The organism is Pseudomonas sp. BW7P1 (assembly GCF_024981055.1).
Taxonomy (GTDB): domain Bacteria; phylum Pseudomonadota; class Gammaproteobacteria; order Pseudomonadales; family Pseudomonadaceae; genus Aquipseudomonas; species Aquipseudomonas bananamidigenes.
The window spans coordinates 1,477,281-1,503,535 of the sequence record NZ_CP103374.1 but is presented as its reverse complement, the minus strand read 5'-3'; the positions used below and the strand labels follow the sequence as shown (position 1 = coordinate 1,503,535).

General features: G+C 61.0%; 34 protein-coding genes. All 34 read right to left on the bottom strand.

Annotated features, from left to right (window positions below; genetic code table 11):
- Window positions 1-12: 12 nt before the first annotated feature.
- Entirely contained in the window at window positions 13-468 is a 456-nt protein-coding gene (locus NWV16_RS06695) for a phage tail assembly chaperone (protein ID WP_260522432.1), read from the bottom strand.
- Complete coding sequence (locus tag NWV16_RS06690) at window positions 468-1,394, bottom strand: hypothetical protein (RefSeq protein WP_260522431.1); 927 nt, start codon at window positions 1,392-1,394, stop codon at window positions 468-470. Before NWV16_RS06690 ends, NWV16_RS06695 begins: the two co-directional genes overlap by 1 nt.
- 22 nt (window positions 1,395-1,416) lie before the next feature.
- Window positions 1,417-1,983, bottom strand: coding sequence for a tail fiber assembly protein (locus NWV16_RS06685; protein WP_260522430.1), 567 nt, complete (start codon window positions 1,981-1,983; stop codon window positions 1,417-1,419).
- A gap of 7 nt (window positions 1,984-1,990) precedes the next feature.
- Window positions 1,991-3,088, bottom strand: a complete 1,098-nt coding sequence (locus tag NWV16_RS06680; protein WP_260522429.1) for a phage tail protein — start codon at window positions 3,086-3,088, stop codon at window positions 1,991-1,993.
- A gap of 129 nt (window positions 3,089-3,217) precedes the next feature.
- Window positions 3,218-3,733: a phage tail protein gene (locus NWV16_RS06675; protein ID WP_260522428.1), complete on the bottom strand. Its 516-nt coding sequence runs from the start codon at window positions 3,731-3,733 to the stop codon at window positions 3,218-3,220.
- Window positions 3,730-4,881 carry a phage tail protein gene (locus NWV16_RS06670; protein WP_260522427.1) on the bottom strand — a complete coding sequence of 384 codons (1,152 nt, stop codon included), beginning with the start codon at window positions 4,879-4,881 and terminating at the stop codon, window positions 3,730-3,732. The genes NWV16_RS06675 and NWV16_RS06670 overlap by 4 nt, the downstream gene beginning before the upstream one ends.
- A 112-nt stretch (window positions 4,882-4,993) precedes the next feature.
- Window positions 4,994-5,395, bottom strand: a complete 402-nt coding sequence (locus NWV16_RS06665) for a hypothetical protein (protein WP_260522426.1) — start codon at window positions 5,393-5,395, stop codon at window positions 4,994-4,996.
- A 2-nt stretch (window positions 5,396-5,397) separates the two neighbouring features.
- On the bottom strand, window positions 5,398-6,333 hold the full coding sequence (locus tag NWV16_RS06660; RefSeq protein WP_260522425.1) for a hypothetical protein: 936 nt from the start codon (window positions 6,331-6,333) through the stop codon (window positions 5,398-5,400).
- Window positions 6,334-6,347: 14 nt separating this feature from the next.
- Window positions 6,348-6,947, bottom strand: a complete 600-nt coding sequence (locus NWV16_RS06655) for a YmfQ family protein (RefSeq protein ID WP_260522424.1) — start codon at window positions 6,945-6,947, stop codon at window positions 6,348-6,350.
- Window positions 6,935-7,981: a baseplate J/gp47 family protein gene (locus tag NWV16_RS06650; protein ID WP_260522423.1), complete on the bottom strand. Its 1,047-nt coding sequence runs from the start codon at window positions 7,979-7,981 to the stop codon at window positions 6,935-6,937. Before NWV16_RS06650 ends, NWV16_RS06655 begins: the two co-directional genes overlap by 13 nt.
- Entirely contained in the window at window positions 7,971-8,369 is a 399-nt protein-coding gene (locus NWV16_RS06645; protein WP_085729851.1) for a phage GP46 family protein, read from the bottom strand. The genes NWV16_RS06650 and NWV16_RS06645 overlap by 11 nt, the downstream gene beginning before the upstream one ends.
- Window positions 8,369-8,878 carry a phage baseplate assembly protein V gene (locus tag NWV16_RS06640; RefSeq protein ID WP_260522422.1) on the bottom strand — a complete coding sequence of 170 codons (510 nt, stop codon included), beginning with the start codon at window positions 8,876-8,878 and terminating at the stop codon, window positions 8,369-8,371. Before NWV16_RS06640 ends, NWV16_RS06645 begins: the two co-directional genes overlap by 1 nt.
- Window positions 8,879-8,907: 29 nt before the next feature.
- The gene (locus NWV16_RS06635) at window positions 8,908-9,951 is read right to left on the bottom strand and encodes a phage baseplate assembly protein (protein WP_260522421.1); all 1,044 of its coding nucleotides are present in this window, start codon (window positions 9,949-9,951) and stop codon (window positions 8,908-8,910) included.
- A gap of 3 nt (window positions 9,952-9,954) precedes the next feature.
- On the bottom strand, window positions 9,955-11,190 hold the full coding sequence (locus NWV16_RS06630) for a DNA circularization protein (protein ID WP_260522420.1): 1,236 nt from the start codon (window positions 11,188-11,190) through the stop codon (window positions 9,955-9,957).
- Window positions 11,177-12,949 carry a phage tail protein gene (locus tag NWV16_RS06625; protein ID WP_260522419.1) on the bottom strand — a complete coding sequence of 591 codons (1,773 nt, stop codon included), beginning with the start codon at window positions 12,947-12,949 and terminating at the stop codon, window positions 11,177-11,179. The genes NWV16_RS06630 and NWV16_RS06625 overlap by 14 nt, the downstream gene beginning before the upstream one ends.
- Window positions 12,950-13,079: 130 nt before the next feature.
- A complete protein-coding gene (locus NWV16_RS06620) occupies window positions 13,080-13,376 on the bottom strand; it encodes a phage tail assembly protein (RefSeq protein ID WP_003222226.1) in 297 nt (98 codons plus the stop codon).
- A complete protein-coding gene (locus tag NWV16_RS06615; protein ID WP_007908779.1) occupies window positions 13,373-13,720 on the bottom strand; it encodes a phage tail tube protein in 348 nt (115 codons plus the stop codon). The genes NWV16_RS06620 and NWV16_RS06615 overlap by 4 nt, the downstream gene beginning before the upstream one ends.
- 66 nt (window positions 13,721-13,786) lie before the next feature.
- Window positions 13,787-15,283, bottom strand: a complete 1,497-nt coding sequence (locus tag NWV16_RS06610; RefSeq protein WP_260522418.1) for a phage tail sheath subtilisin-like domain-containing protein — start codon at window positions 15,281-15,283, stop codon at window positions 13,787-13,789.
- Window positions 15,283-15,462: a DUF2635 domain-containing protein gene (locus NWV16_RS06605; RefSeq protein WP_260522417.1), complete on the bottom strand. Its 180-nt coding sequence runs from the start codon at window positions 15,460-15,462 to the stop codon at window positions 15,283-15,285. The genes NWV16_RS06610 and NWV16_RS06605 overlap by 1 nt, the downstream gene beginning before the upstream one ends.
- Window positions 15,459-16,043: a hypothetical protein gene (locus NWV16_RS06600; protein ID WP_260522416.1), complete on the bottom strand. Its 585-nt coding sequence runs from the start codon at window positions 16,041-16,043 to the stop codon at window positions 15,459-15,461. Before NWV16_RS06600 ends, NWV16_RS06605 begins: the two co-directional genes overlap by 4 nt.
- A gap of 43 nt (window positions 16,044-16,086) precedes the next feature.
- On the bottom strand, window positions 16,087-17,103 hold the full coding sequence (locus NWV16_RS06595) for a phage late control D family protein (protein WP_260522415.1): 1,017 nt from the start codon (window positions 17,101-17,103) through the stop codon (window positions 16,087-16,089).
- Between the two features lie 9 nt (window positions 17,104-17,112).
- Window positions 17,113-17,325, bottom strand: a complete 213-nt coding sequence (locus tag NWV16_RS06590; RefSeq protein WP_260522414.1) for a tail protein X — start codon at window positions 17,323-17,325, stop codon at window positions 17,113-17,115.
- Complete coding sequence (locus NWV16_RS06585; protein WP_260522413.1) at window positions 17,318-17,701, bottom strand: phage tail protein; 384 nt, start codon at window positions 17,699-17,701, stop codon at window positions 17,318-17,320. The genes NWV16_RS06590 and NWV16_RS06585 overlap by 8 nt, the downstream gene beginning before the upstream one ends.
- Window positions 17,698-19,896, bottom strand: a complete 2,199-nt coding sequence (locus NWV16_RS06580) for a phage tail tape measure protein (protein WP_260522412.1) — start codon at window positions 19,894-19,896, stop codon at window positions 17,698-17,700. The genes NWV16_RS06585 and NWV16_RS06580 overlap by 4 nt, the downstream gene beginning before the upstream one ends.
- 128 nt (window positions 19,897-20,024) lie before the next feature.
- A complete protein-coding gene (locus NWV16_RS06575) occupies window positions 20,025-20,606 on the bottom strand; it encodes a phage tail assembly protein (protein ID WP_260522411.1) in 582 nt (193 codons plus the stop codon).
- A gap of 153 nt (window positions 20,607-20,759) precedes the next feature.
- Window positions 20,760-21,266 (bottom strand): phage major tail tube protein, encoded by a 507-nt coding sequence (locus tag NWV16_RS06570; protein WP_260522410.1) that lies wholly within the window; start codon window positions 21,264-21,266, stop codon window positions 20,760-20,762.
- Complete coding sequence (locus tag NWV16_RS06565) at window positions 21,266-22,432, bottom strand: phage tail protein (protein ID WP_065259222.1); 1,167 nt, start codon at window positions 22,430-22,432, stop codon at window positions 21,266-21,268. Before NWV16_RS06565 ends, NWV16_RS06570 begins: the two co-directional genes overlap by 1 nt.
- Before the next feature lie 2 nt (window positions 22,433-22,434).
- Window positions 22,435-22,620, bottom strand: a complete 186-nt coding sequence (locus NWV16_RS06560) for a hypothetical protein (protein WP_260522409.1) — start codon at window positions 22,618-22,620, stop codon at window positions 22,435-22,437.
- Window positions 22,621-22,708: 88 nt separating this feature from the next.
- Entirely contained in the window at window positions 22,709-22,966 is a 258-nt protein-coding gene (locus NWV16_RS06555) for a tail fiber assembly protein (RefSeq protein WP_260522408.1), read from the bottom strand.
- A gap of 9 nt (window positions 22,967-22,975) precedes the next feature.
- Entirely contained in the window at window positions 22,976-23,596 is a 621-nt protein-coding gene (locus NWV16_RS06550; RefSeq protein ID WP_260522407.1) for a hypothetical protein, read from the bottom strand.
- Between the two features lie 83 nt (window positions 23,597-23,679).
- A complete protein-coding gene (locus NWV16_RS06545) occupies window positions 23,680-24,210 on the bottom strand; it encodes a hypothetical protein (protein WP_260522406.1) in 531 nt (176 codons plus the stop codon).
- Between the two features lie 69 nt (window positions 24,211-24,279).
- On the bottom strand, window positions 24,280-24,933 hold the full coding sequence (locus NWV16_RS06540; protein WP_260522405.1) for a phage tail protein I: 654 nt from the start codon (window positions 24,931-24,933) through the stop codon (window positions 24,280-24,282).
- A complete protein-coding gene (locus NWV16_RS06535) occupies window positions 24,930-25,925 on the bottom strand; it encodes a baseplate J/gp47 family protein (RefSeq protein ID WP_260522404.1) in 996 nt (331 codons plus the stop codon). The genes NWV16_RS06540 and NWV16_RS06535 overlap by 4 nt, the downstream gene beginning before the upstream one ends.
- Window positions 25,922-26,254, bottom strand: coding sequence for a hypothetical protein (locus NWV16_RS06530; protein ID WP_007954853.1), 333 nt, complete (start codon window positions 26,252-26,254; stop codon window positions 25,922-25,924). Before NWV16_RS06530 ends, NWV16_RS06535 begins: the two co-directional genes overlap by 4 nt.
- Window position 26,255: the final 1 nt, after the last annotated feature.

Genomic DNA, 26,255 nt, shown 5'->3' with positions numbered 1-26,255 from the left:
TTGCGATTGGCATCAGCCAATCGGGCCGGTCAGCCACTGCGGCGCTGATGGCCGCGTAACGGGGGACGGAAATGCGCCGCAATCGGGCCAGTCGCGCAAGGCCTGGCGGTATTCGAGCAGTTCCAGGTATTGCTGGACCTTGAGCGTGGTGCCGCGCCCCAACTCCTGCTCATCGCGGTGGCGGGTGACCCGCCATTCGGTGGCTGCGAGAGCCGACTGACGCCAGGCCAGAGGATCGTTTTCCTCGACTATGGGGGCCTCGGCGACAACAGGATTTTGTGGTTCGAACCCAGGCTCGATGGAGGGAGCTAACTCGTCCATCGACGTGCCGATTTCGACGCTGACGCCTTCGGGCACCTGCACCATCGCCGCGACGAACGTCGGCGCAAACAGTTGCTCGATCGCGTAGTCACCGGTGTCGATCACTTCGGCCACGACACCGTTTTCAATACGTGCATAACGGGCCATTACTCGTACTCCCAGATTTCACAGAAGGCATTGCCACCCACTCCACCCGGATACGCGACGGATGCGCTATTGGAGCAAGCTCCGCCGCCACCCGAACCGCGAAAGCCGGAATTCGCATTAATGTTCGCGCCCGTGAATGGAGCACCTCCGTCGAACTGACTCGCACCACCGGTGCCCGCCAGCAGTCCCCAGTTGGCGTTGCTCATGGCATAACCACCCGGCTGACCACGCGCAGCAGTGAGATTCCCGCCAGAAACCGATTGCCCACCCGCACCACCCTGGACGCAACCGGACGAAGTTCCCGTCAGCACGATCGACAGGGTTTGCCCGCCGGCACCTCCTGCAACGCTCATGTAACTGCCGAAGGAAGCGCCGCCTCCCGAAGCCCCCATCGTGGTGCGTGCGGCACCGCCGGCGCCCAGTGAAACAGGAACACCAGTTTGCATTTCCGCCGTCACATCAAACAGGCTTTCGCCATACGCTCCTGCTCCACCACCGCCTCCGAAGCTTTGATAGGTGGCGGTTACAGGCGCACATCCGCCCCCCGAACCACCCGCCCCGACCAGACGCACACGAATCCGCTTCGCCCTCGGGTTCGGCTTGTAAACCGTGATACCGACCGTCTCGATCTGCCGCACAGCCAGCAACCGTCCCACGGCATCGGTGATGCCATAGCCCGCCAGCGTGGTCGGGGTGTTCTTCAGTTTGGTGAAGTCGACCAGCGCACCGATGGCCGTTGCCAGCTGGTTGGTTTTGCTCTCGTCCGGGGTGAGTCCGGCGGCCTTGATGGCGTTGAGAATTTCTTGTGTGACACTGTTGCCCCAGGCCGCGGGGATCAACGATCCTGGCGTGCCGGCAACGGGGTTTTCATCGATAAAACCACCGTTGACCAGGCCGACGCCGGGGATGCTTTTTGGATAGTCCATTGCACTGTTCCCTGTACTTCTGTCAGCGGGTTACGGTTGCGCCTGGTGCTGCCGGCCAGGTGATCTGTTCCGGAAAACCGGTCTGTTTTTCGATGCGGTTCAGCTCCACGCTGTAGAGCTTCCACTCAAGCAGTAGCAACTGTTCTTCGTGGCTGGCGTCGCCGATGTCTTCGGCGTACTGCAGGGGCGCAATGCGCAGGACGGCGTCGCGTAGCAGCGTGTCGCGCCGAGTCAAAGCGATCCGTTTGAGATCTGCCGATCGAGCAGCTGTATCGAGCTGCCAGGCATTATCGACCCACGAATGAAATCCGCCCGGCCATGGCTGCGTGGTGAAGCCCTCCGGCAGATCACCCAATGCGGTCCAGGTTTCCCGAATGCCCGTATCGGTGTGATAAACATCACCGCGAAAGTCGAGCTTTTGTTGCAGAGAACCGTTGTCGTAGGCCCAGGCATATCCATCCGGTGCCGCAGAGAGTTCGATACTCAGCGTCACGGCGTTGCCAGGCAGCTGTACGCCGATACCTGGCACAAGGGGAAACTCGACGGGCCCTGTCAGCGCACCGCTGTCGTCTATCAAATAATTGAACATGTATGCCTCAGATCAGTTTGATACGGCCGGGATACGCGATATTTCGCGGACGGGTTTCAGATGAGAAATTGCCGATCGACCCGATGTAGGTATCGGAGTCGAATGCCGGGTTCGGATACGTCGTAGCGATCGTTCCATTGGTGGGGTAAAAATTGACGTCCGTCGAAACACTCCAGAGGTTGTCCGGAATGGAGGGAGCGGGACGCGCGGCCGAGCCTGTGCTGGTAGGCAGATAATGGTTGTGACTCTGCAGGGCATGGTTTTGAAGGCTGCCCGCGACACGACCGGCATCCACGCCTCGCGCTTCATCGAGTACCCGCAGAAACTCGCCGCGCACTTCCGGGATACGAAAGTTCGTCGCGCCATCGCCGCTGGTCCATGCCCCTTCCCTGCCCCACCGGCCAGCTTCGGTGGTCAGCACGCCGGACGCCTGAGCAAAATCCCAGAGCCAGGGCCATTGCGCCCGATCGAGGAATGCTCCATTAAGCGCCCCGTAACCGCCCGGCCCCAGCACAGTGGTGGTCTCGAAAACCGGTCGGCCCAATGGTGTGTTGTCGAAGCGTCCAACCGGCCACCAGGCGCCGGCACCGTCACTGCGCAGATGCCACCAGTCGCCGTTGCCCATCAGCACCAGAAAGGGGTAACCATTGGACGAAAGGTGGGTATGAAAGCGTATACGGTCCGTACCCGAAGCCTGAACAACCAGTCGATTGCCACTGTTGTCGACACGGCGAACGATAACGTCACGCACCCCCAGACCGAGACTGGCTGCCGGCAAGGTCACCGTGGTGGCTGCCGGGCTGCTGTCGATCAGCACAAGGCCAAGCTCTTGTTCGGTCAGTGCTTTGGAAGCTGTCAGCCGTGTGATCACCGAACGCATCGGACTTGCCTTGCCGACAATCGACTGAATGGCCTGGAACAACTGGCCGTTATCGGCCTCGACGGCGGTCATCCCGGCACCGGCAATCACGTTGAGAATCTCTTGCGTAACGCTGTTGCCCCACACCGCCGGAATCAACGACCCGGGCGTTCCCGCCACCGGGTTTTCATCGACGAAGCGGCCGTCGACCAGGCCGACGCTGGGGACGCTTTTTGGATAATCCATGGGATGTTCGTTCCTCTGTCATGACAAATGAAACGCGGCGGCGCGAAGGCTTTCGCAACGGCGCAAACGCTTCTGTTCCTGAAAACAAAAAGCCCACGGTGACGTGGGCTTGGGTGAGGCGTGATGGGATTACGGGGTCGGATTGGCCGTCAGCTCACGGATGGCCAGCAGTACCTCGTCCGTGGCGGCGCGGGCCTGATCCATCTGGTTCTTGCTCGCGTAGCCGCGGATCTGGGTCTTGGCTTTCAGACGCAAGGTTCGCAGGGTCAGGAGGCTGTCACTGAGCCGGGTCGCCTTATCCAGGATCTGATCGGCAGCTTGTCTGGCGCTCCGCCCTCTGGCGACCCAGGCCGCGACGGACAGGGGCACGTCGTTTTTCGGGTAGCCCGCGTCCTGAAAGGACTGCGCGTCGACGGCAGCCTGAGCGTATTCCAGCGCCTTGAGCGGATCACCCGCAAGAACGGCTCGGGCATTGTCGGCGGCCGCATCGACACGCACGCACAGTTGCTCGCCTTCCTGCTGATCCAGCTGCCCGGCCCGCACAATATCCAGTACCCAGGCTTTGCCGTCCCAGTCATGGGCGGCAGATGGTCGGGGCGGACGCAAGCCTTCTTCGAATTGATGCAGTTCCTGAATGATGTTCATCGGATCAACTCCCATGAAAAATTGACGTTGACCGCCGAGGCGAAATTGATCGCGATCCCGTTGGCATAGTCGCCGGGGGACAGGCTTTTCAGGCCCATGCTGAACAGCAGTTCATCGCTGGAAGCATTACTGGCACCCAACGTGTGTTCGGCCTGATAGACCTGCCAGAGAGAGCGCAATTCGTTGTGTTCGAAGCTGGCAGTCAGCGTCGATACGGTGGTGTCGTTGAGCACGTTGCTGGTGAAGATGCACGCCGTCGCACCAGCAGTGGCCCAGCCGTCCCAATTGCCCGAAGTCCCTACGGTCGGATTCAGGTAGCAATAGTTGCCACCCAGCCAGCCACCCGGGGCAAAGGACACGCCGGTAATGCCGGTCGGATGCGGTGTCGGGTTGCCCACCACCAGACGGGCCGCCCGGGCGTGGGGATCAACAGGCAAATAGACCACGCCATTGCCGTTGACCGTCTGGCTCCATGTCAGATGTTTGCGGTTATAGACCGGTCTGACGATCGGTACCGAACCGGGTCCTGCGGTCACGACCCAGGCCAAACACATATCCAGCGGCGTCGATTGAAAACCGCCCCCCGCCGCACTGTTGACTGTGCCCTTCAATCCTTCAGGGGCCTGGTCATAGATCGTCCCGCGCTGCATGTAGAAAGTCAGCATCCCGCCAATGACCTGTGCCCTCAGGAAGTACCCGGTTGAAGGCAACAGATCCGCACTGCTCCAGGCTTGTGTGGTGAACGTGCGAGACCTGCCAAGTTGTCCCGCAACGACCTCCTGGCCAATGCTCAACAACACGCCTGCTGGAATCGACACACGCCCGCCGCTGGTCAACACCGCCGTTGGAGTGATCGGCAAGCGCCCGTCAGGCGTCGCGACGGTCGGCAACGGCAAAGAACCGACAGGCAATGCCGAATCCAGGCTCCAGCCCTTGGCCGAAACGCTCTGGATCGCTTGCAACAGTTGATCGTATTTCTTCTCGTCCGGGGTCAGATCCCCGGCCTTGATCACATTGAGAATTTCCTGCGTGACACTGTTCCCCCAATCCGCCGGAATCAGCGATCCCGGCGTTCCGGTCAGAGGGTTTTCATCGACAAATTTCCCATTCACCAGACCGGCGCTGGGGACGGTTTTTGGATAGTCCACTGTTCAATTCCTGTAAGTAGTTATTGTGACTCCAGCGATCGGCGGTTCACCTGCGCGCGCATGAAAAACGCCCGCACAGGGCGGGCGTCGTTCAAGCGCTGCAAGCACGTCTTCACGGTGCCCGCTGGGACGTCCGGGCAAGCCACTTGGGAGGTTCGGGGCGCGACAGGTCATCCGCCGTCTCGACGGTGCCCGGCCAATTGCGCAGCGCCTGGCGCCAGGCCTGCAATTTCGAGAACTGCTTGCCACTCAGAGTTGGTTGCGCCCCGATGTCCAGTTCGTCGCGATGACGGGTTACCAGCCAGTCGGTGGCCGCGAGCTCTGCCGTGCGCCATTGACGCTGTGCGTCGGTTTTCAAATCCGGCGAAACATCGACCTGCGGCGGCGCACTGAAACGCTCGTTGTCGAACAGCCAGCCTGTGGAAACCGGGAGGCCGACCGGCACCGGAACGCCGCAATCGACATCACCGGTCAGCAAAGCCGTCACCACTCCATTTTCGATAATGGCCTTCATCCTCAAACCTCCCATCTGACACGAGCGTTAATCCGGCCTGAAGTGCTCAGGTTCTGTGACCACGCCGAAATGGCCACACGCGCCGTGTAACGATCAGTGAAGCCACCCTCGGGCATGATCTGCACACCATTGAAATTGACCCCGACTTCCTCGCTGATCACGCCGTAATCGGTTTTGACGTTGTCGTCAAAATCGCAGATCCCGGCCATGTAGGTCCGGGGTTTGCGCGCCCAGTTCAACGGGAGCGAGAAGCTGCCATTGGCACCGGACCAGACACCCACCGCCTCAAGCCGCGCCTTGTTCGCCAACAACGTGAGTTTGGGTAAAGTCCCGGCCCCGGCTGTCACTACTCTGGCCACCAGCATGTCGATGCAGGTGGAGTCGAAACCGCCGCCATTGCTCCCGGTTCCCGCTTTCATCCCCGCCGGAATGACATCGGTATCAAGGCCTTTTTGCGTGTAGCAGACCAGTGCCCCGTTGCGCACCTGCATTCTTAGAAAATAGGTGCTGTTGATATCCAGGCCGGACGAGGTCCAGGCGGAGGTCAGCAACGTGCGCGGACGCGCCGTCATGCCGGCAGCGACTTCTTCACCGAGGCAGACCAGCACGCCGCCCGGCACCGATACCGTGCCGCCAGCCGAAGCGCTCGCGGCACTGACCGAAATGCGCCCGTCGTTCGTGCCCACTGTTGGAAACGCCAAGGCTGCAAACGGCATTGCGTCCTGGGACAGAACGTTCTTCAGCGCCTTGAGCAACTGATCCGACTCACTTTCGGAGGGCACCATCCCCGCCGCACGGATCACGTTCAGCAACTCTTCCGTTACACCGTTACCCCACGTCGCGGGAATCAGCGAACCCGGTGTTCCTAACAGCGGGTTTTCATCGGCAAAGCGCCCATCCACCAGCCCGGAGCTGGGCACACTTTTCGGGTAGTCCATCCCGTCACTCCTTCCTAGTCATAGTTGATATGCACCTTGGTATGCGCCGGCGCCGCCCGATGAATCAGGCATTCAAGCGCCGAGCCCGGGTTCACGCCGAAGCGCTCGCCCCAGTAACTCGCGCCGAAACGCCGGCCGAGCAGCAGCCGGCCACCGGTGTTGAGCGTCCACATGAACTGCGCTTCCCAGGTGCCCCAATGCGCGGCGCCGAAGCGCGAGCGGCCCATGCGCGGGGCTTCGAGTTCGGTGATGGTGGCGTTGGGGTAACCCTGACTTCTGGCGATTTCCAGGTAGTAGCCGACGGCCTGGCTGCCGACCGCCAGCAAGCGGCGGCGCACGGCGAGACGACGGTCATCGAACAGCGGTGTGGCGCCCAGGCACGGGTCGGGCAGGTTCATCACCCGTTCCCAGTCCGGCACCAACTCGCTGACGCCGGCCGGGTCCATCTCGTTGAGCAGGTCGGCGGCGCGGGCATCGAGACGCGCCAGTTCGACGGCCACGCCTTGCAGCACTTCATCGAGTTCCGGGACCCGCTCCGGGTCCCAGGCCGGGCCGCTGGGCAGCAGTGCGCGAAGCTGCGCCTGATATTGCGCGGCGGATCTTATGCCCCCCATACGCAACCTCCGAAGGTGAGCAGTTCGCTTTGAGCGGCAGGCACATCAGCGGCCGGCGCGGTCAAGGTGTGATCGTACTCACCGCCAGCGCTGCTGATGGCTTCACGGATATGGCTGATCAGCAACGGCGCGCCGAGATCGGCTTCACGGTTGTGCAGGTCGCGCAGTTGCGCTTCAACAGCGGCGCGCACGGCGGTGGTGTCCGGGTTGACGCTCTTGAAGCGGTACACCACCGGCACTTGAACCGGTCGCTGCACATGCACTTGCGCGGTCACTGGTCGCAGCGGTTCGATGTAGTCCTGGACTTGCGCCAGTTGCTCGTCGTTGGGCACCGGTTGTGGATCTTCATCACGCATGATGAACACCGTCACCGTGCCCGGCCCGAGCAGGCCGCCCCGGCACCAGGCCCGCGTTACGCCCGGTACTTCCAGCGCCCAGGTTTCATAGTCGCTGGCCGAACCGCCGTGGGGGATCACGCGATAGGAGCGGATCACCCGCGAACGCAGCGATTCCAGGCTTTCCCGCGCCACACCGCCGCTGAGACCCGGCGCCAGCACGACAAAGCTGTTGCCGACCACGCCGCTCACTGGCTGCACCGGAGTCAGCGCCAGCCCGGCATCGGCATTGCCGAGACTGCCCGCCTCCAGCGCCGCGATGGTGGTGGTGTTGCTGCCATTGACCGTGGTGCGTGCGGCAGTGACTTTGTAGGTGCGGCCATCGCTCGATTGCAGCAGCGTATCGACGTCCAGCACCGCGCCTGCGGTGGCGGTAAAACTGACGCTGCCGGTGGCGACCTGCGCCGGTTTGCGCGGCTGGTTCAGGCGCAGCGCGGCGATGCGTTCCAGCGTCGACTCGTCGGCGGTGTCGGGCAGGATCTGCTCGGCGATCCAGTCAAGGTAGCCATACAGACCGTAAGCGGCCCCACCAACGGTACGGGCCAGGACTTGCGCATCGGACTGGCGCAGCGAATCGCCGGCCAGGTCGCTTTGGGTGCGCTTGATCAGCACCGGCAGCGAAGGGGTTTCAAACGGCATAGATCACCTGCCAACTGTTATCGGGGTTGATGTCCAGGCGTTCGCCATCGGCCAGGGTCAGGACCGTACGCAGGTTCAGGCGCTGGGCGTCGAGGCGTTCGCTGATGATGTCGATGGCGCTGCAATGGCCGTCGTCGATCAGCCATTGCAGGGCTTCGCGGGCATAGAACTCGGCGTCCATCTGGGTCTGCCGGGTCAGCTTGACCCGACGCAGCAGCCACAACCGCGAACCGATGCGGTCGTCGGCCACGGTGGGAAAGGTGTCGCCCCACCAGCCGTAACGCTCCTCGTCATCGAGGGCATCGTCGTCGGCGGCGCGGCGCCAGGTGAACAGGCTGATCAGCACCGCACGGGTCAGCGCGGCGTGAAGGTTCTGGCTGAAAAGCATCACTGACCTCCCGCCGGCACGCCGGTCTGGCCGCTGCCGCCCTGCACGCCGCCATGCACGTGCTTGATCTGGCTGATGCCGCCGGCCAACTGATCACCTTTGGAAACGATCTTGCCGGTCTGGTTGATCACCGGCGTGTCGAAGTTCACCGCCGTGCTGGCGTGGATGTTGAGCGTGGCGGTTTCGATGTCGATGATCCGCCCGCGCTTGAAGTGGATCTTGTCACCTTCGTCGGTGTAGATCGCCACTTCGCCGGCCGCCAGCGATTGCAGGCGATAACGGCGGTCAGCTACCACCAGCGCGATGGCATGAGAACGGTCGCCGCCGAGAAAGGTGACGACGCCTTCGGCACCGGCCAGCGGGTGGCTGGTGAAGCCGTAGGGCTCGAAGTGCTCCATGTCGTCGTTCACTTCACCGGCGGTGAGGCGCATTTGCAGCGATTGCAGCTTGGAGGCCGAACTGGCGAGCACGACAGTGCCGCGCGCCAGCAGGCGTGTCAGTAGGCTCATAGGGTTTTCCTTGGAGGGCGGTGTCGGGCTCAGGTCTTTTTCGGGGGAGTCGGGTTCGCATCGAAGGTATGCGGTGGTGCGACTTGCAGGGTGGTCACCGAACCCTGCGCCGACAGCGAATACGTCACCTTGGAAATCAGCATGTCTTCATCGAACCCAAGCACCGGGTCCTTGACCCGCACCAACGTGTTGTGGCGCCACAGGTCACCGTTGGACTGACGCCAGCCCTGCACCTGATAAGTGGTGGTCAGCGCCCGGCCCATACGCGTCGCGCTCTCCCATTGCGCCCGTTGCCGGGCCAGTTCGAACGTCAGTTGCGAGCCTTCGTTGATGATCGTGGTGCGCCGACGCTTGAAGCTCAGGTCGGTCGCCGTCGATTCAACTTCGCTGGCCGCCGCCCCGCTCTTCTTGTCGTTGCCCTTCTGCTGACCGATCACCCGGTACTCGGAAAACACCTGGCTGAAATCCATCGGCGCATTGGCCGAGAGAATGTTCTTGCCCAGCTCCAGTGCATCGCTGGCGCGGCCGGCGCTGCCGGGTTTGGCGAGCACCAGCCGGCCTTCGGCGTCATCGGTGGAAAATACCCGGTACAGCGAGAGCAGACGGTCGATCGACTGAAACACCGTTTCACCCGGCACGATCGTGTGTTTGCTCAGACGTGCAGTCTCGGGAATCTCGTTGACCACAAACTGCGAGTATTCCCCGGCCAGGGCCTGGACGATGTTCAACAGCGATTGATCCTGCCATTGGCCAGGGATGTTTCGCGCCGCACAATCCACCAGATCCTGGGTCTTGGAACTGCCTTCGATGCTCAGGCTGATCTGCCGCCCGTCATAACTGATCGGGGCCTTGAACACATAACCGGTGAGCACCAGATCCTGGCCGATCCGCACTTCGCACGGGTCACCGGCCTTGATCCGCTGATCCACGGTTTGCCCCGGCCATTGCCAGGTGATGTCGAGTTTGAAGGTGCGGAACTGGCGCTCCAGGTCCGCAGTGATTTCCACGCTTTTCCAGCCGCCGTATTCCATGCTGTTGACGGTCAGCGTCACGCGGTTGTCAGTCTCGTTCATGACTCACTCCCTGGAAACCTTGACTTCGTTGGGTGAGAAGCCCGGATGAGACAAACCGTTGCGCTGAATGACCTCGGTCACCCGAGTGGCATCGCCAAACTGCTTGTAGGCCACGACCAGCGCCGGAAAGGTTTCCTGGAAGGTTTTGCTGACCAGCCGCACACCGGACGAAGCCACAGCCTTGAGGTGCGCGATCAGCGCTTCCTTCACATCGGCGATGGCCTGGTAGTGCGCGGGATCGGCCTTGTCCTGGGCCTTTTGCAGCGCTTCGATCAGTTCTTTTTGCAACGCTTGCAGATCATCCGTGACCGGTACTTCCTGACGGCTGACCGGCTGTTTCGACTGCTGATCCAGCGAAGGTGTCGACGACAGTTTCACCGGCGTCGAGGCCACCGGCATCGACGCCACCCATTGCGCCGCTTTGACGATCAGGGTGTCCTGCACCAGATTGGCCAGGGCCTGCGCCGCAGCGGTGGTGTCCTTGCCGGTGGTGATCTTCGGTGCGTCGGCCTTGCGGATGGCTTCGATCTGTTGGGACACGTCGGCAATCACGCCACGGTAGCCCTCCTTCGCGAATGCCTTCAGCTCTTTGATATCGCCGAGCAAGCCCTTGAACTCCGCCGCCACCTCCTTGGGCAGTTCCTTGACGGCCCTGACCAGTTCGGTGATCTGCTTGTATTGCGCGATCAGCGGCTTGAGCTGCTCCTTGATCACGTCATATACGCCGGTGAGGCTGTTGCGCAGATTGGCGATGCCGATCCGCGCCGCCTTGATCAGGGTCATCGCCTGTTCGAAACGCGCCACCGCCGAACCGAGCAGGCTGTCGGCCTTGATCAGCAGAACTTTTTGCGTACTGACTGTTGCCGTCGGAAACGGCAGCGGCCGATCGGGGTAGAACTTCAGGGAGAAGGTCACCATCCCGCCATCCTGGCGGGTGTGAGTCATGTCGCACTCGCCGACCTTGACCTGCAGACGGCCCAGCCATGGATGCACCAGCTCGCCGCTGCCCTGCTCCAAAGCCTGGAGCAGCTTGTCGCGCTGCTCCAGGCAATCGGCACCGATGATGAATGCCGTCAGGTCATGGGTCTTGGTCTGCTGGCCGAGATCCTCGAAAAACGGCAGGTCGCGTTGCGGGTACTCGTGCAACTGCCCCTTGCGGCCGACCGGGGTTTTCGCCTGGTCGATCCAGAAGCCGACACCCCGGAAGGATGCCGGCAACAAACGGTCACGCCAGTTCATTGGAACCTCCTGCCGATAACGAGCGATAGCCGATGCGCGAACTGAGCGCCAGCCCCGGTTGATTGGTTTGCGGTTGATCGGTGCGCAGCCCCGCCGGCGCGTTTTCGAAGCGCACCGTCAGGCCGCCTTCGAGTTGCGTGCGGTTGTTGGCAGCGCTTTGCTGGATCAGGGCGCTGGAGGATTGCGGCAAGGAACCACCCTGCAACGCACTGCCGCCCTCGGTTTTCGGACTGGCGCCGAAGAAGGCCGGTGCCAGTTCGCCCTTGCCTTCGGCATTGGTCTGGCGCTGTGCCTGGGTCAGGGTTTCGACCTTGCCGGTGACCTTGGCGATCAGCCCGGCGAAGCCGCCATCGAACAGTTCCTTGATCGGTGCGATGACGGTTTGCAGCTTTTGCCACAGCTCGCCGAACCATTCGGTGATCGGGCCCCAGTTCTTGATGATCTGCCCCAACGGTGTCCATTCGAACATGTTGTGCAGGAACTCCAGCACCGGCGCGGCCAATGCCTGCACCACGCCCCACAGCGCCGAAAACACTTCGCTGATCGGCTGCCAGTACTGCGCGATCTGCTCCAGCGGCGACCATTCGAACAGGCTCTGGAAGAAGCTTTTGATCTGTTGCGCCGACGCTTGCAACGCGGCCCACACCGGTTCGAAAAAGGTCACGACGCTGCCCCAGTTGTTGACGAGCATCCCCAACGGGGAATAGTCGAACAGCGTGCCGAAGAAGTCCTTGATGGCTTGCGCCGCTGGTTGCAACGCGGCCCAGATCGAGGCGAAGAAACCGGTGATCGCGCCCCAGTTGTTGATGATCATCCCCAGCGGCGTCCAGTCGAACAGCCCCTTGAGGAACGCCATCACCGGCACACTCAAGGCCTTGAGCAGTTCCCAGATCGCTGAAAACAGACCGGTCAACGGCCCCCAGTTTTCCAGGATCAGGCCCGCAGGCGACCATGAGAAAACCGACTTGAAGAATTCGATCACCGGAGCGGTGATCGCTTTGACCTTTTCCCAAACCCCGGAGAAGAAACCCGTAACCGGTTCCCACAGCGCCGCCAGTGTTTCCAGCGGCCTCCAGTCGAGTACCGAGCGCAACGTAGCCATTGCACTGGCTCCGGCGTTTTTCACGCCCTCCCACATTCCGGTGAAGAACGCAGATATCGGTGTCCAGTTGGCCACGATCAACCCGGCCGCCACGGCAATGCCCATGGCGATCAGCATGATCGGGTTGGTCTTGAGCACCATGCTCATGACGTCCATCACCTGGGTCATACCGGTGACGGCGGTCTGCATGGCGGAAAACGCAATCGCCCCTGCCGCCAGGCCTTCGACCAGTTTCGGGTTGTCGGCGAGCAGGCTGCCGACCTGGGTCAGCACCGGCTCCAGCCCGACCACCAATGCGCCCACCGCCGGCACCAGTGCGGCGTCTACCGCAGCGGAGACCTTTTCCATGGACGCACTGAACACGTTCATGTTTTGTGCCGCAGCCTTTGGCGTGGCAGGCAGATCGACGGTTTTCGCCGTCTCGCTGACCTCGCTCAGCTTGCCCTGAAAGGCGGCGGCGGATTTGATGCCGTCCACGAACGGCGTGATCACGCTGCCGCCCTTGAACAGACCGCTGATGTCCAGTTTGCCGAGGCCGGTCTGCTCGAGGTTTTTCTTGAAGTCGTCGACCTTCACTCGCAGGGCGCCGAGCTTGGGTGACAGTTCGTCGATGCCAGTCAGCAGCACCGACGCTTTAGCTTTGGTTTCTTCTGCCATCACTGCACCTGCTGCATCGCATTGATCCGTTGCGCGTGCTCCAGCGATTCGCGAAGCACATCCAGTGGCCTGGCCATCATCTGTTCGGGGTCAACCTTCCAGAACCAGGCCAGGTCATAGGCGACCGCGATCAGGTCGGTGATGGCTCCGACGCCGCACTCATGAAAAAACTCGCAACGGCCCAGCTCAGCGCGTTGAGGTCAGCCAGGTCCAGCTGGTTGACCGACGACGGCGGAATGCCGGCGCACACGGCGATGTATTTGGCCGCCACGTCCATGTCGAGGCTGACTTCTTCGCTCTTGTCGATCTTGTACGGCAGCGCCTTGATCGCTCGTACCTCCTGCACCGTCGGACGGCGCAGGACGAGTTCGGTCAGGGGCTCGCCGTGAGCTTCGATCGCAACTTGAAGCTTCACGGCGCCACTCATTGCCAGGTCCCCTTGATGCCTTCGAATTTCAGCTCGATGGTGGCGTCATCGCCTTTGGAAACTGGCTCTTCGACCAGGTAGGCACCGGCCAGTACATAGACTTTGCCGTTGCTGAATTCGCAGGTGACGGTGATGTCGGTGCCTTCGATCAGCTTCTTCAGCGGGAAGTCGGCGGTGTGCAGCGCAGTCACCTTGAACGACGGCGCGATGTCGGTTTCCTTGTAGAAACCCGGCACGACGGTTTCGCGTTTGACGGCCATCAGCGGGGCTTCGCAGCCGCCATTGATGGTCAGTTGTGCACCGTCGACCTTGACGTAGCAGGTGCCTGCAATCAGTTGACCCATGGTGTTACTCCCTTCAAATAAAAAGCCCACGCGAGGTGGGCCGAATCACAGTGTCAAACGGGCCGATCAGGCGACGTCGTCGTACTGCAGACGGAACTGGTTGAGCAGTGCGAACACGCGCAGACCGTTGATGTAATCCGGCGGGAACAGTACGTTCACGCGGCTCGGATCCTGCACGTCGCGCTCGACGATCAGGTGCTCGGCGAACAGCTCGGCGTTTTCCACGTGGCCTTCGAGTTCGAGCTTGGCGTACTGGGCGATCAGCTCACCGCGAATGGTCGCCGGGGTGACGATCGGCTGACCGGCGCCGAAGCGCGTGCCGTCGGAAGCCAGTTTGTGGCGACCGTACTTGCTGGTGATCACGCTTTGCAGACGACGCACGATGTACGCCGACTGGTGCATGGTTTCGCTGTCCAGGTACGAGTTGTCGGCCTGGCCGTAGGCGTTCTTCTGGTAGGTGGTGATCGAGCGCTGGATGCGCACGTAGCCGCCTTCGTAATACGCGGTGGCGATGCCGTAGTTGAGCAGCGACTGACGCTCGGTCAGGGTGAAACGCTCGCTGGCCGGTGCCGGATCGACGCCCGGCAGGCTGCCGCTCTGGGTCGGACGGCTGGCGTCGGCGGAGATGAACACCGCAGTGCGTGCAGCCAGTGCCGCAGCTTGTACCCACACCGGTTGCGGAACGCCCGGCTCCAGCGCCTGAATGGTCATGTGCTGGTCGTTGCGCGCCTGACCGGCGGCCACCAGCGTGCCGACGGTGCCGCGCTTGGCACTGTAGACGTGACCGAACAGCTGCTTGGCCCACGACCAGCGACCGGTGCTGTCGTCCATCACCGCCTGCCAGGTGTTGAGGGTGGCCAGGTCGGACCATGGCAGCGCGATGAATTCGAACGGCTCATCGCCCAGTGCCGCAACGGCAGCCACTTGATCCGGTACACCGACGCCGCCGGTCATGGCAGTGATGGCGGTAGTCAGGCCTGCCGGGGTTTCTTCGCCGTTGCTCTTGCCCAGGCGGTTGAATTGCAGGCTGATGTCGTTGCCGCTTTCGCCGGTCCATTTGGCGTTCAGGGTGACAACACCTTCAGCGGCGGCTGCGCTCACCGGCAGATCGGCGGTGGCGTTGATTTTCTGTGCCAGGGCAGTGGCCGCCTGGGCAGCGGTGGCACCGTTGACCACGTTGGCCTGCACACGCACGCCGCCGACATACAGGTTGAGCAAACCGGCCTGAGTCGCGGTGCCGGTCAGGGTCAGCACGCCCTTGGCGATGGCGCCGGTGGCGTTGTGCAGCGGCAGGCACCAGATCTCACCGATCGGGTCGGCCTTGCGGAAAGTCTCGTACATCGACGCCAGCATCGAACCCTGGCCACCAATGCTCTTGGCCAGTGCCACGCTGGAAACCAGCACCAGTTTGCCGGTTTCGCTCGGGGCGATGTTGTCGTTGACCTGCGCCACGATCAGGCGGCGCATGGACGAGGACGCGCTATTGGCGGCCGAGTTGTCCATTTCGGCATAGAACAGCGGTACACGAATGTCCGCGGGGATGTTGCTGAATCCGATCGCCATTATTTGGCTCCCTTTTGTTTGGCTGTTGCGGTTTTGAGGGTGATATCGCCGTCGGCCAGACGCCGGCGCCACCAGGCGCTGTCCAGCACTTCACGGCCCTCCAGGGGCAGCAGGTCGCCGGCTTCCGGGTCCGGCACGGCACGGCCGACGGCCGGCACTACGGTGATGCGGTTGCTCATGGGGTTACGTCTCCAGAGAAAGTCATTTCCACGCGCCCGTCAGGGCCCGGGTGTTTCAGGTTGGGGTCGGCAGGGTCGATCGCATCGACCCGCACGGTGACCCCGGTAAAGGACGACAAACCGTCCAGTTCGCGTTCGTGCCAACTCTCCGCAGGCTGACTTGGCAGATTGCGGCCCAGCTGGAACTCGGCAAAAAAGCGCAGCCGGTAAAAAGCGCGGCTGCTGTTGATCGAGAGCGTTTCGCCGCCGTCATAAACGATGGCGCTGTAGTCGGAACCGGGCTTGAAGCCCACCAGTGCACGCCACAGTTCGGCGCGCAGGTCGTGCAACAGATCCAGCGCTTTTGTGGCATCCGTGGTGTCGAGCACCAGGATGATTTCGAAGCGGTCACGGATCGGCTGGCTGGCGGAGTTCTGTGCGGTGCTGGCGCTGGCCAGGTCGGCCAGCGGTAAAACATGGGCCGACGGTGTCGGCAGATTCGGGTTGCCTTGCAGCAGCGCCAGGTCGACGCCTGTCGCGATATGGCCGGCAAGGCTTGGGCATTGCGCACGCAGCTGCGTGAGGATCGGGGAGATCTTCATGGGAGCGTTCCAGAGGTTTTTTTGGCTGGGAATGCCTGAACGATCAGGCTTTTGGATCGAGGCTCGTAGCTTCGATGACGCAGCGATAGCTTTCATCGCGCTTGCCGCTGGCAGTCACTTTTTCGATCGACCAGCGACCGCGCAGGAAGTCCGGCCAGGTCTCGTCGAGCAACAGCAGGCCTTCGGCAGACAACAGCGGATTGCCCGGGCAGGTGATCTTCACCTTGTACTTTTCCCGCAGCATCTTGCGCACTTCGCCCTCGCCGATGGCCCTGGCCTCCTCCTCGCTCTGGCAAGTCTGGCGCAAGGTCTTGTAGGGCGCCTCGCCAGTCAGCACCTGGCGCATCACACCTTTGGCGTTATCCCAGAAACTCGTCTTGCAACCCTGTGCCTGTGCGCGGGCGGTCTCTTCAAGGGTAGCGCCGATGAACGCGTGATCGCCGGGGCGATTGTTCTCGGTTACCGACAGACGCACGTCCGCCAGTACCTTGCCCGACAGTGACTTCACCTGACCGGGCCGTGCCAGCACATACAGCTCGCCCACCGGTTTGGCGATCACCTTGTACTTCTTCGCCAGGCGCGTCAGGAAACCCATGTCGGTTTCGTTGGACTGGTCGATGTGATCGATCCTGATCAGCGCCAGATCCGGCGCCACCCGGGGTGAAAACCCGTGGCGTGAAACCAGTTCACGAAACAGTGCACCCAGCGTGGTCGGGCCATGACTGGCCGTCCGCCGCTGCTTGAAGCCAGTCTCGTCGGCGACGCTGAACGGTGCGGCCGTGGCGACCAGTGTCAGGCGAAACGGGAACAGGGTCGGTGTCAGGCGCGTCACTTTGAACAGGCCCTTATCGACTATTTCAGATTCGCGATAGCCGACCCGAAGACCGATTTTTCCACCCAGTTTTGGCAGGCCTTCAAGCCCTTCCAGATCGACCGTAAGCGTCAGCTGATCAGACTCGATACCGGCGGCATCGACGTGCTCCCAACTGATCAGGCGCTGGTTGAGCAGCGCCGCGTTGGCCCCGTAGATTTCCACGACCGGGGTGAATCCCTGTGCCATGCAGCCTCCTTAATCCCAGGCCGAAACCGGTTTGATTGCGGCGGGTTTCGAGTCGAGCTCCGGCAGCACCACCCAGACGCCCGCAGGCAGCACCGGGCCGTGTTCGGCCAGCGTCGGGTTGAGCTGCCACAGGGCGTCTTCGGCGGCGTCATCGCTGCGACCGGTTTCGCGGTACAACAACAGATTCACCGAATCGCCGGCCACGCTTCGTACCTTATGCATTGTTGAACTCCGCCAGTTCGATGACCCACTTGATGACCATCGCAGTGCCATCGTCGATGACCTCGCTCTGGCTCTCCTGGATGCTGTTGATGCGCCACAGGCCCCAATTGCGACCGATGCCGTCAATCAACGGCAGTGGCGATCTCAGTGCCTGCAGCGCACGCAGCTCATCGAGTCGGTTCATCGCTACGGCGTACATCGAGGTACCGGAGAGGGTCAGGGTTTCGGGCTTCTGCCCGGTCTGGTGGGACTTGGGTTTGCTGGTCAGGATCGGCAGTTCCGTCCAGCCGCCATCGGACTTTCGCGACAGCGTGCTGTACGCAAAATCCCGGGACAGGCCGAAGATGAAACTGCCCAGTGCCATTTGTTGTTTCATGTACCGGCTCCGTCAGTCAGGGCGGCGTCGCGGCGCGTCCCGAGTGGGTTACCCGTCAGCAGCGGCATGAATTGGCCGTGGAACTGGCCGGACAGCTGTTGCTCGATAATCGATTGAATCTGTTGGGCCGTGTCAGGGGCAGGACAAGAGACCTGGATGGTCGGAGCGAAGGAAACCTGCTGGTTCTGCGTCTGTGCGCCAGGGAGGTCTTTGGCGACTTCGGCAGGAGGGGCGAGTTTGTCCGACGCGGTGGACATGAGTTTCTCACCTAAAAAGCCTCCTCCTTCAGCGCCCAGCCATCCCCCGACCAGTCCGCCAATCAGACCGCCGAGTGCAATGCCCGGCGCCAGCCCCACACTTCCGATGGAGGCGCCGATCGAGCTGCCGGCGACCGCGCCGGCCCAGGCGCCACCTGCTTCACCGAGCCCCTTGCCGATCTGCTGTTTGTCACCGCTGGCAATACCTGCGGCGACAGCCGAAACCCCCATCGCCGCCTTCGCCTGCCAAGGCATCCAGCGCGAGGCCGGCTGCACCGATGCGAGCACAGGTTCCAGCCGCGGAACAGCAACGCTTGCAGTCTGTTCGAGTATTTTCAGACCGTTGCCAGCGCTGGCACTGCGACTGGCCAGAGCCAGACCCTGAGTTTCAGCCACGGCCGTCGCAGAGGTTGCTGCAGACAAGCCGCGCTTTGAACGACCGGGAAGGTAACTGGCAGCTTTATCAACGATCCATTTGCCTCCCCGGTCTTTCAGCTCACCGCCCACCGCATCGGTCACGGCGTCGAACACCGGTTTGATCCAGGCCGTCGCCGTCAGAACGGCCCCCGTGGTTTTCGGGTAGGTTTCGGCCAGATCGCTCAGCGTGTCTATCGAATGGCTCTCACCGGTTTTTTCGATATCCGGCGCCAGTGCATTGCCTTTGGCGACCGACAAACGTTCCTCACGGGCATTCTTGATGTTCCACTGCCCCTGCTGAGTCTCGGCAAGTGCCAGTGCGGACTGCCTCACCGAGCTTTTATCGCCCAGCTTCGATGTCGCGTATTGGCTTTTGTCGCTCACGAGGTAAAAGGCTTCATTCACCTTGCCCAGGTCCTGGGACAGCGACAACGCGGCCTCTCCACTGTCCGCGAACAAGGTCCGGGCCAGTGTCGAGCGTTGTTCCACCGGTCTGGCATTCAGCGCCGCAAGCACCGATAGCACGGCGCCTTGGGCATTCTGTTTGTCAGGATCACGCATGGCTTCGGCCACTGCCTTGGGATCCAGGCCCAACTGCTTCCAGGCACCTTTCTCGGCCATGGATGCTTGATCGCCCTTGCCCAGTGCACTGGAAATGTTCTTCAGCGCATTGCCGGCATCGTCTTTTTTCGCGCCGCTGTTGAGCAACGCCGCCGTCAACGCCGCAGCCTGTTCAGGTTGCAAGCCTGCGCTGATTGCCGCCTCGCCCGACTGCTGCAGAACAGAACCAATATCCGCTGTCTGCACATCGCCGGGCATCTTGCCGAGATGATTGGCCGCGTCCGCCAGATCAAGGGCTTGATCCCGCGAGAGCTTCATCGAGGTGCGCCAGACCTTCAACATTTCGCCGGCTTCCAGCCCTGTAACCTTGAAGGCCGATGCAGTGATGGCCGCATCGCTGGCAAAAGTCAGCAACTCACGTTTCTTTCCCTCGGCGTCTACCGCTTCGCTGCCGATTCCTGCCTTGGCTGCCAGGGTTTCAATCCTGACCAGTTCGACCCCGGTCGTGCCTCCGGCAGCCACCAAAGTGGCACTGGCCATTTTCAGGCTCGTGAGTGCCATGTCTTTCCCGTCATTGCGGGAGAGCTGCGCCACACTCGCAAGCGTGGACGCCGCCGAATCCATCGCCATCGCTGCTTTGCGCGTCTCGGGAAGCTCAGGCCCAGCGGAAGATTTTTCCGGTGTTTTTTGTCCTCCGGCCGACTCACTCTTCGCTCCGGCATTCGCTGCCTGTGGCAACGCACGCAAGGCGGCCAGGGTCACGCTCAATGCTTCGATTGCCGTCGTCAGCAGTACGATTTTTCCGCTGGCTGTCAGCAATGCCTGGCGCAGACCGCTGGCCTGCTCCATGACAAGTTGCCCGGCAGTTGCATTCAGCGAGGCAGTGCTCAGCGGGATACTGCCAAATCCTGCGCCGGCGCTGTCACCGGCATTCATGAGCGCAAATTTGCTCTCTGCCATGCCGCTCTACTCCTTTTTCACGCCAAGGCGAGTGATCGCTATGTCGTAGCGGCGCAACGCCTTTTCGGCGTCCCACTCCAGAATTTCCGCCTCACTTACCGGGTAAATGAGCGGCACGATATCGAGGATTACTTCGATGTCGCGTTCCGAAAGAAGGCCGCCGGCTGGTTTAAAAAATCATCGATGCGCACCTGCAATTGCGTCCAGTCCGGGACGCTCATCAGGGCCAGATCGGGGATCATCAGGCCGGTGCAATGGGCGGTGATGAACTCGGCGCGTTCCTTGGCCGTTTTCAGTTTCTTCATCACTTTGGTGGCCCGCAGCGCCGGCATTTCCAGACTCAGCGAGGTCACGGTGCGGCCGGTGACGGCAAGCGGTTGCAGCAGTTGCACCTGGTCGGGATCGTCGGATTTTTCCGCCTCTTCGACCTGATCGAGAAAGTACGACGCCGGACGGGTCGACATCTCGTGTACGTACTGCGCAATGGTCACGTAGTCCGGGCGCTTGAGCTGGTCGAGTTCCTTGACCGAAAGGCCGGTGGCCAGCAGCGCCAGTTCGAAGAACTGGTCGTCCTCATCGTCGCCGGCGCGTTCCAGCGCTTCTTTCTGGGCGGCGTAGAACAGCGGCTTGAGCTGGATCGATTCGATCTGCGAGCCGTCGTCGCCGGTGATCGGCGACAGCAGGTCATGCTTGGGTGGCATCCACGACATGAAAGGAATTCCTTGGGTGTTCTTGAGTACAACCTGTGGGAGCCAGCCTGCTGGCGATGGCGGCGGGTCAGTCAACATTGAATTTGAATTTGATGGCCTCATCGCGAGCAGGCTCGCTCCCACAGGGTGGGTTGTTGCCTTTCTGGCCGAGTCTTACGGCATCAGCACCGCACGACGGGCATCACCGAGGATGTCGACGCCGTTGAGTACGAACTTCTGGGTGCGCACGTCGATGTCGATCACCGGAATGCCATTTTCCAGGCGGGTGTAGGTGCGGCAGGAAAAGTCCAACGTCGTCAGGGCCTTACCACCCATTTTGATGGCGTCTTCACCCATGGTTTTGAGCTTGCCGCCGATGGTGTGATAGGTGAACCAGGTGTTGCCGTCCTGGTCCTGACCGGCTTCACGCACGTTCAGCAGAATGTCGTCGCCGAGTTTCACACCCATGGCGAGCAACACTTCGGCGCCAGTGCCCTGCAGCTTGATTTGCGCATTCAACGGTTTGGCGCTCTTGGCCATTTCCTCGACGATGAAGCGCCCGCCCGCCATGTTTTCCATGTCGAAATCGATTTTCGGCGGAGTGAACTCCTCCACGGTCGCCGACAGCGGCAGGCCTTGCAGGGTGGCCGCGATGGCCTGTCTTACGCGGTTGGTAAACATTAGAGAACGTCCTCCAGGAACTGCTCGATGATTTCATCGCGGGCGTTGAGTTGATAAACCATGTGTTCGTTCGGCGCGTAGCGGCCGTAGTCGATGACCACGTACCAGGTGCCGTTCTTGTACTTCTCGACGCTGTTGAGTTCCGGGTGCAGGTACACGCTGCCGCCGGGAATGGTTTCGTCGGCGACCAGGGTCTGCAGCCAGTCGTTGATGCGTTTGACTTCCTGATCCATGAACGACTTGGTCAGGTTCTTCGCCATGGCCTTCTGGCCGGCCTTCACCAGCTTGCGGCTGATGGCGTCTTCCAGACCGACGTAGCTGATGAACTTGCCGGTGATCGAGCGGTTGCCCAGCAGCGAGAAGCCGCCCAGCACGGTGCGGGCGTAGTAGCTGACACCGTAGCGGTTGAGCAGATCGCCTTCGGTGGAGGTGTCGAGGATGTTGTATTCAACGACCCGGGACACGTCTTCGGCGTAGGTCACCTGGTTGCCCGGGCTTTCCCATTGCTTGACCTTGGCCAGCGCGGCAATCGCCAGACTGGAAGGTGCGAGGAAGACGTTTTTCTTCGCGGCTTTCGAATACACGGCGGGCATGTTGTGCACCACCAGGCAACGGTCGAAACCCAGATCCGCGCCGCCCAGTTCCTGGCTGTAGGTCACTTGGTCAGCAACCGAAGCGTCTTTGCCGTCCAGCACCACACGGGCCTTGATGCGCTTGCCGAACGAGGCGAACTCGCTGGCCACTGCCTTGGTGCCGGTGAAGCCTGGCGCGCCGATGATGGTCAGGTCTTCCGGGACGCTGCCCAATGCGGCCAGACCGAGTTTGCGGCCGGTGGCAGGCTCGATGCCGCCGATCACCGCGTTGACGGTGTCGGCCGGGGTCGCGCCCGCCTCGACGATCACCACGTACACTGGCACCTTGACCACTTTGAGAATCTGGTAGACCGCGTGGTACAGGGTGCCCTCTTCCGAGCCGGTCGGATCGAGCAGCGCGTGGGTGGTGAAGCTGTTGATGCGAAACGGTGCGTTGCGCGGAATCAGCGGATCGGCTTTCGGCGCAGTGCCGACCAGACCGATGACGTTGTCGCCCAGGCCACCCATGGCCTCGGGGGATTCGGTGGCATTGACGGTAATGCCGTTGTGCTCGAAGTTCAGAACCTCAGCCATAGTCAGTCAGCCTTCTTGGCAGCGGCCTTCACGGCCTTGGTGGTAGGTGTTTTCAGCTCCAGTCGACCGGCGCTGTGCAGGGCACTGGCCTCGACATCGAGCAGATCGAGTTCCTGGCCGACGCTGGACCAGTGCCCACCGCCGGTGGGGAATGGAACGAGCACGGTGTAGGTTTGGCGAGTAGACATTTGCGAACTTCTCCAGACGCAAAAACGCAAAAAACCCATAAAGGGGCTTTTTGCGAACGAAAAAAAACCGCTTACGCGGTGTAAGGACTTACTTCACAAATGAAGGCAGATCAGGCCATACCAGTTCAGATGGATGTTCGACCATTTCAGGAATATCCCGAAGTGCCTTCCGGTAAGTCTTGACCTGGGCCAGTTGCTCAGCCGTAACCGGATAGTCAGGCAATTGAGTAAAGTCTGTTGCGCGTAAAAGCTGGTCTCGGCGATTACGAACTGCTGCCCACTCGACTTCAGGCGTAGGTACTGCCAGAGGCAGATCATTCATACCATTTGATGGTTGCTCAGTCATATCAGCTCCTTAATTGAATGAAACGGTCTCGGCCAAAGACAACTTTGTTTTCAAATCACCCAAATTAAACAGGCGGCCGTTACCCACTCGCATTGTATCGATTCGAATAGTGGTGTAATAAATATTCGGAACCAGTATCCGCATGACGATATTACCGCTCGCATCGACATAGACCGCGGGCGTCATATTGCCAAAAGTTGACACATTCTGCAGTGTACGCGTTGGCTGATAGCAATAACCTACAAGCGTCTCTTCAATAATCTTTGCAGTACCATAAGTGTAACCCTTAATATTGAACCAGAACATTTCGGAGTTGACATTGATATTCAACGGAATCTTGAAATGCATATAGACATTCAGGCTGGTGCCCAGGTCTGTCGCAGTAAAATCCCCTTGTGCCCCTACTGTTTGAACACCTCCGGTGCCGGTGACGAAGCCCTGCAGTATGTTTCGACGAATCGTGCCGAGAGCGAAGGGATCGCCTTCAACATCTTTCAGACTTCGCCACTCATTGAACTGATTCAAGGCAGTGGCCATGGTGGTATTAATGCTGCCGATTTTCCCATTCACGACATTGGTCAAATTGTTTGCAGCCGTGACCAGCGATGCAACAGTGGTTTCTAGACTCACCTTTAAATTTCCTGTCTTGTTAATATACCGGTACAGCATCCTGACGAATTCAATCGCCAATCAACAACTGCTGCCACGAACATTCATTTGGTTTCAAGCGACATCACGCGCAATAAGAGTTGAACATGACGCGCCATATTGTCGATATCAGCACATGCCAACGCCGTAAACTCTTCACTCAATAAAACATTGAGATTCTCTGTACCCACCAGGACGGTTACGCTATCCGCCGGCAGTGGAGATACATCAAGCGTGAACTTTTGCAATACACGAGCAGCGCTTGCCTTATAGGTCAGTAACTTTCCGGCCACTGAGTAAACAGCCAGTAACGTGCCACTTGCGAGATAGAATCCAAACTCACCGATTTCATATTCATCGGCACCGCTGAATAGCGCACCCATTCTGAGTTGCCCTGAACCCAAATCCTCATAATCAACTATCGCGACTCGCTGACGCTCATCGCGCAGGGCCGTCTCGGAGCCTTTCGGATCATAGCGAGCTGTGCCGGCACCGATATGAGTGATCTCACCCTTCAAGCCCTGGTTTTTTGCCTGCAACACTTCACTCAATCCCGCCGAGGTGAAGCGAACCAGGCGCGTAACGTCATCCGTCATAACTGCGCCCTTCAATCATTTATTGTGATGCGCTGGCGATCCCAGCGCGGGTTGGTCGTGCGTCGTCATTCACGCAGGTAGCGCTGAACCAAGAGACAACTCGCTATCGGAGAGGGGGATCGATGCACCCGCGCAGAGCCCCAACAGAGACGGCAACCTGACTTCTGGCAAAACACCTGTCTGATCATTGTCATGAATACCAAGAGCCGGATCGAAGCCCGCCGCCAGTTGCAACCCTGCACGGGTGCTGTGAACGATGGTGATGGTTGCCTCATCACGCTCGCTTTTAGCCGCATTGATTCGCCGTATCAGACGATTGTGATCACCACTCGACCAGCGAGTCCCGATCAGTGCCTGGACGTCAAAGGAATAAGGGAGACCTGTCGGCCGCTGCTGATACCATGCGCAGATATTCGGCGTGAAACCCAGTGACTCCACGGCATGACTCAAAGCTTTGCCTGTGCCTGCCTGGCGCTCTATCTGCCAGGAAAGCGAAACAGTCAGGCGCTTTTCAGCCTCACTTGCATCAGCATCCCACTCATTTACGCCGCGATCCGCTGCGAGATACGGCAGGAACGCGACCGGTGTTTCGCTCGGGTTCATCAGTTCGGGAAACGACGGCACGATGCGGTCAAGCAACGCGCCGAAGCCGATATCGAGCGCCCGTTCCAGCGCCGAGCTGTTGGCTGGCAGCAGGGTCGGACGCGGTGTCTGGTCCGTCATAGCGTCTGCACCTCGACTTCGACCGCCGTGCAGTAAGGCGCTTGAAACGCGCTGCACACGATGGGTGTCAGCGGTTCAAGAATCTGCAACTGCACGGCGCCGGCGCTGTGCAGCGTGTAGTCGATCCAGCTCGGATCGACCCGGCCTTCCAGGCGATGGCAGCTGTTGGCGTAGGCTTGCAGATGTTGCTCGGCGGCGACTTTGGTCAGGCCCGAATCCGGGCCGGAATTTATCTTCGCCACCACGCGGATTTTGTAGCGCTGAATCTCGGCGCCCTTGACGGTGACCTTGTCGGTTTCCGGGCAAACATCCGGCCGGGCAAAGTGTCGACGCACGCCATCGAGCAGTGCGGTGGACGGTGTACCGTCCGCCTCGCGGGCCAGCACAGTCACCTGCACTTCTCCGGGTGCGGTGCGACGACCGTTGCCATCCTTGACCTGTGCGGCGAGACCGTCCGGAGCAAAGGTGTAGGTGACGTTGACGACACCGGCATCGGTGGATTCGACTTTCACCGCCGGCCGTTCACCGAGGGTGAAGACTTCGCGGCGATACTGCATCCGCGAACCTGCCGCCGGGGCATGGGGCGCCAGGTAATAGCGCAGCCGGGCGTCATCGTCGCTTTCGTAAATCGCCGGCACTGGCGGGAATGCCGCCGGGTCGCCCGGGTCGAGCAACTGTCGCTCCAGGCCCATGTCCGCCAGCCGCGCATCGAGGTTGCTGCCGGTGGCCCACCACGCCAGCATCTGCTTGATGCGGGCGTTGTATTTGCGTTCGTGGGTTTGCAGGCGAACGCAAAACGCTTCGAGCGCCATCGTCAGCAGTTCGCTTTCGTTTTCCAGACTGGTCTTGAGTTTCGCAGCGCTCTGCGGCGAGCGGGATCCGACGTATTCCAGGACGAAGGTCTTGAACTCGACCAGCAAATCCTCGAAGGCCTCGACCTTGATCAGCGAAGGTTCGGCCAGTTGGTTCTGGCCAGGGATCAACATGCTCATGTCACGACCTCGAAAGTCTGTTGGCGGTTTTTCCAGGTGCCGGCGAAACGCAGCAGCAGGCCGGCGCCCTGTCGGGTGGCGACGATCACGCCGGGCTGGAAATCGCCGATGCCGTTCTGCGGGTTGTAGAACGCCTGCGCGGCGTGGCTCTGGGCCAGAAGCAGAATGTCATCGCCGAGGTTTTGCCCCAGCAGCGTGGGGATCAACGAACCATAAAGGGGCCTTTTTTGCCGGGTGCCCAGCGGCGTGGTCAGGGCTCGTGTCGCGCGCTGCACGAATTGCAGCCAGTCGTCGACCGTGGCCCCGCTGTCTCTATCGATTCCGATCATG

What these genes read in the sequence shown, in the direction of transcription:
- NWV16_RS06695 (WP_260522432.1), bottom strand. Translation starts at nt 468, where the DNA reads ATGGCCCGTTATGCACGTATTGAAAACGGTGTCGTGGCCGAAGTGATC.
- NWV16_RS06540 (WP_260522405.1), bottom strand. Translation starts at nt 24,933, where the DNA reads ATGACGGACCAGACACCGCGTCCGACCCTGCTGCCAGCCAACAGCTCG.
- NWV16_RS06655 (WP_260522424.1), bottom strand. Translation starts at nt 6,947, where the DNA reads ATGGGGGGCATAAGATCCGCCGCGCAATATCAGGCGCAGCTTCGCGCA.
- NWV16_RS06555 (WP_260522408.1), bottom strand. Translation starts at nt 22,966, where the DNA reads ATGACTGAGCAACCATCAAATGGTATGAATGATCTGCCTCTGGCAGTA.
- NWV16_RS06635 (WP_260522421.1), bottom strand. Translation starts at nt 9,951, where the DNA reads ATGAACGAGACTGACAACCGCGTGACGCTGACCGTCAACAGCATGGAA.
- NWV16_RS06640 (WP_260522422.1), bottom strand. Translation starts at nt 8,878, where the DNA reads ATGAGCCTACTGACACGCCTGCTGGCGCGCGGCACTGTCGTGCTCGCC.
- NWV16_RS06570 (WP_260522410.1), bottom strand. Translation starts at nt 21,266, where the DNA reads ATGTTTACCAACCGCGTAAGACAGGCCATCGCGGCCACCCTGCAAGGC.
- NWV16_RS06535 (WP_260522404.1), bottom strand. Translation starts at nt 25,925, where the DNA reads ATGAGCATGTTGATCCCTGGCCAGAACCAACTGGCCGAACCTTCGCTG.
- NWV16_RS06615 (WP_007908779.1), bottom strand. Translation starts at nt 13,720, where the DNA reads ATGGGTCAACTGATTGCAGGCACCTGCTACGTCAAGGTCGACGGTGCA.
- NWV16_RS06610 (WP_260522418.1), bottom strand. Translation starts at nt 15,283, where the DNA reads ATGGCGATCGGATTCAGCAACATCCCCGCGGACATTCGTGTACCGCTG.
- NWV16_RS06620 (WP_003222226.1), bottom strand. Translation starts at nt 13,376, where the DNA reads ATGAGTGGCGCCGTGAAGCTTCAAGTTGCGATCGAAGCTCACGGCGAG.
- NWV16_RS06675 (WP_260522428.1), bottom strand. Translation starts at nt 3,733, where the DNA reads ATGAACATCATTCAGGAACTGCATCAATTCGAAGAAGGCTTGCGTCCG.
- NWV16_RS06590 (WP_260522414.1), bottom strand. Translation starts at nt 17,325, where the DNA reads ATGCATAAGGTACGAAGCGTGGCCGGCGATTCGGTGAATCTGTTGTTG.
- NWV16_RS06690 (WP_260522431.1), bottom strand. Translation starts at nt 1,394, where the DNA reads ATGGACTATCCAAAAAGCATCCCCGGCGTCGGCCTGGTCAACGGTGGT.
- NWV16_RS06545 (WP_260522406.1), bottom strand. Translation starts at nt 24,210, where the DNA reads ATGACGGATGACGTTACGCGCCTGGTTCGCTTCACCTCGGCGGGATTG.
- NWV16_RS06680 (WP_260522429.1), bottom strand. Translation starts at nt 3,088, where the DNA reads ATGGATTATCCAAAAAGCGTCCCCAGCGTCGGCCTGGTCGACGGCCGC.
- NWV16_RS06665 (WP_260522426.1), bottom strand. Translation starts at nt 5,395, where the DNA reads ATGAAGGCCATTATCGAAAATGGAGTGGTGACGGCTTTGCTGACCGGT.
- NWV16_RS06685 (WP_260522430.1), bottom strand. Translation starts at nt 1,983, where the DNA reads ATGTTCAATTATTTGATAGACGACAGCGGTGCGCTGACAGGGCCCGTC.
- NWV16_RS06660 (WP_260522425.1), bottom strand. Translation starts at nt 6,333, where the DNA reads ATGGACTACCCGAAAAGTGTGCCCAGCTCCGGGCTGGTGGATGGGCGC.
- NWV16_RS06600 (WP_260522416.1), bottom strand. Translation starts at nt 16,043, where the DNA reads ATGAAGATCTCCCCGATCCTCACGCAGCTGCGTGCGCAATGCCCAAGC.
- NWV16_RS06630 (WP_260522420.1), bottom strand. Translation starts at nt 11,190, where the DNA reads ATGAACTGGCGTGACCGTTTGTTGCCGGCATCCTTCCGGGGTGTCGGC.
- NWV16_RS06530 (WP_007954853.1), bottom strand. Translation starts at nt 26,254, where the DNA reads ATGATCGGAATCGATAGAGACAGCGGGGCCACGGTCGACGACTGGCTG.
- NWV16_RS06560 (WP_260522409.1), bottom strand. Translation starts at nt 22,620, where the DNA reads ATGTCTACTCGCCAAACCTACACCGTGCTCGTTCCATTCCCCACCGGC.
- NWV16_RS06580 (WP_260522412.1), bottom strand. Translation starts at nt 19,896, where the DNA reads ATGGCAGAGAGCAAATTTGCGCTCATGAATGCCGGTGACAGCGCCGGC.
- NWV16_RS06585 (WP_260522413.1), bottom strand. Translation starts at nt 17,701, where the DNA reads ATGAAACAACAAATGGCACTGGGCAGTTTCATCTTCGGCCTGTCCCGG.
- NWV16_RS06595 (WP_260522415.1), bottom strand. Translation starts at nt 17,103, where the DNA reads ATGGCACAGGGATTCACCCCGGTCGTGGAAATCTACGGGGCCAACGCG.
- NWV16_RS06605 (WP_260522417.1), bottom strand. Translation starts at nt 15,462, where the DNA reads ATGAGCAACCGCATCACCGTAGTGCCGGCCGTCGGCCGTGCCGTGCCG.
- NWV16_RS06565 (WP_065259222.1), bottom strand. Translation starts at nt 22,432, where the DNA reads ATGGCTGAGGTTCTGAACTTCGAGCACAACGGCATTACCGTCAATGCC.
- NWV16_RS06625 (WP_260522419.1), bottom strand. Translation starts at nt 12,949, where the DNA reads ATGGCAGAAGAAACCAAAGCTAAAGCGTCGGTGCTGCTGACTGGCATC.
- NWV16_RS06650 (WP_260522423.1), bottom strand. Translation starts at nt 7,981, where the DNA reads ATGCCGTTTGAAACCCCTTCGCTGCCGGTGCTGATCAAGCGCACCCAA.
- NWV16_RS06645 (WP_085729851.1), bottom strand. Translation starts at nt 8,369, where the DNA reads ATGCTTTTCAGCCAGAACCTTCACGCCGCGCTGACCCGTGCGGTGCTG.
- NWV16_RS06575 (WP_260522411.1), bottom strand. Translation starts at nt 20,606, where the DNA reads ATGTCGTGGATGCCACCCAAGCATGACCTGCTGTCGCCGATCACCGGC.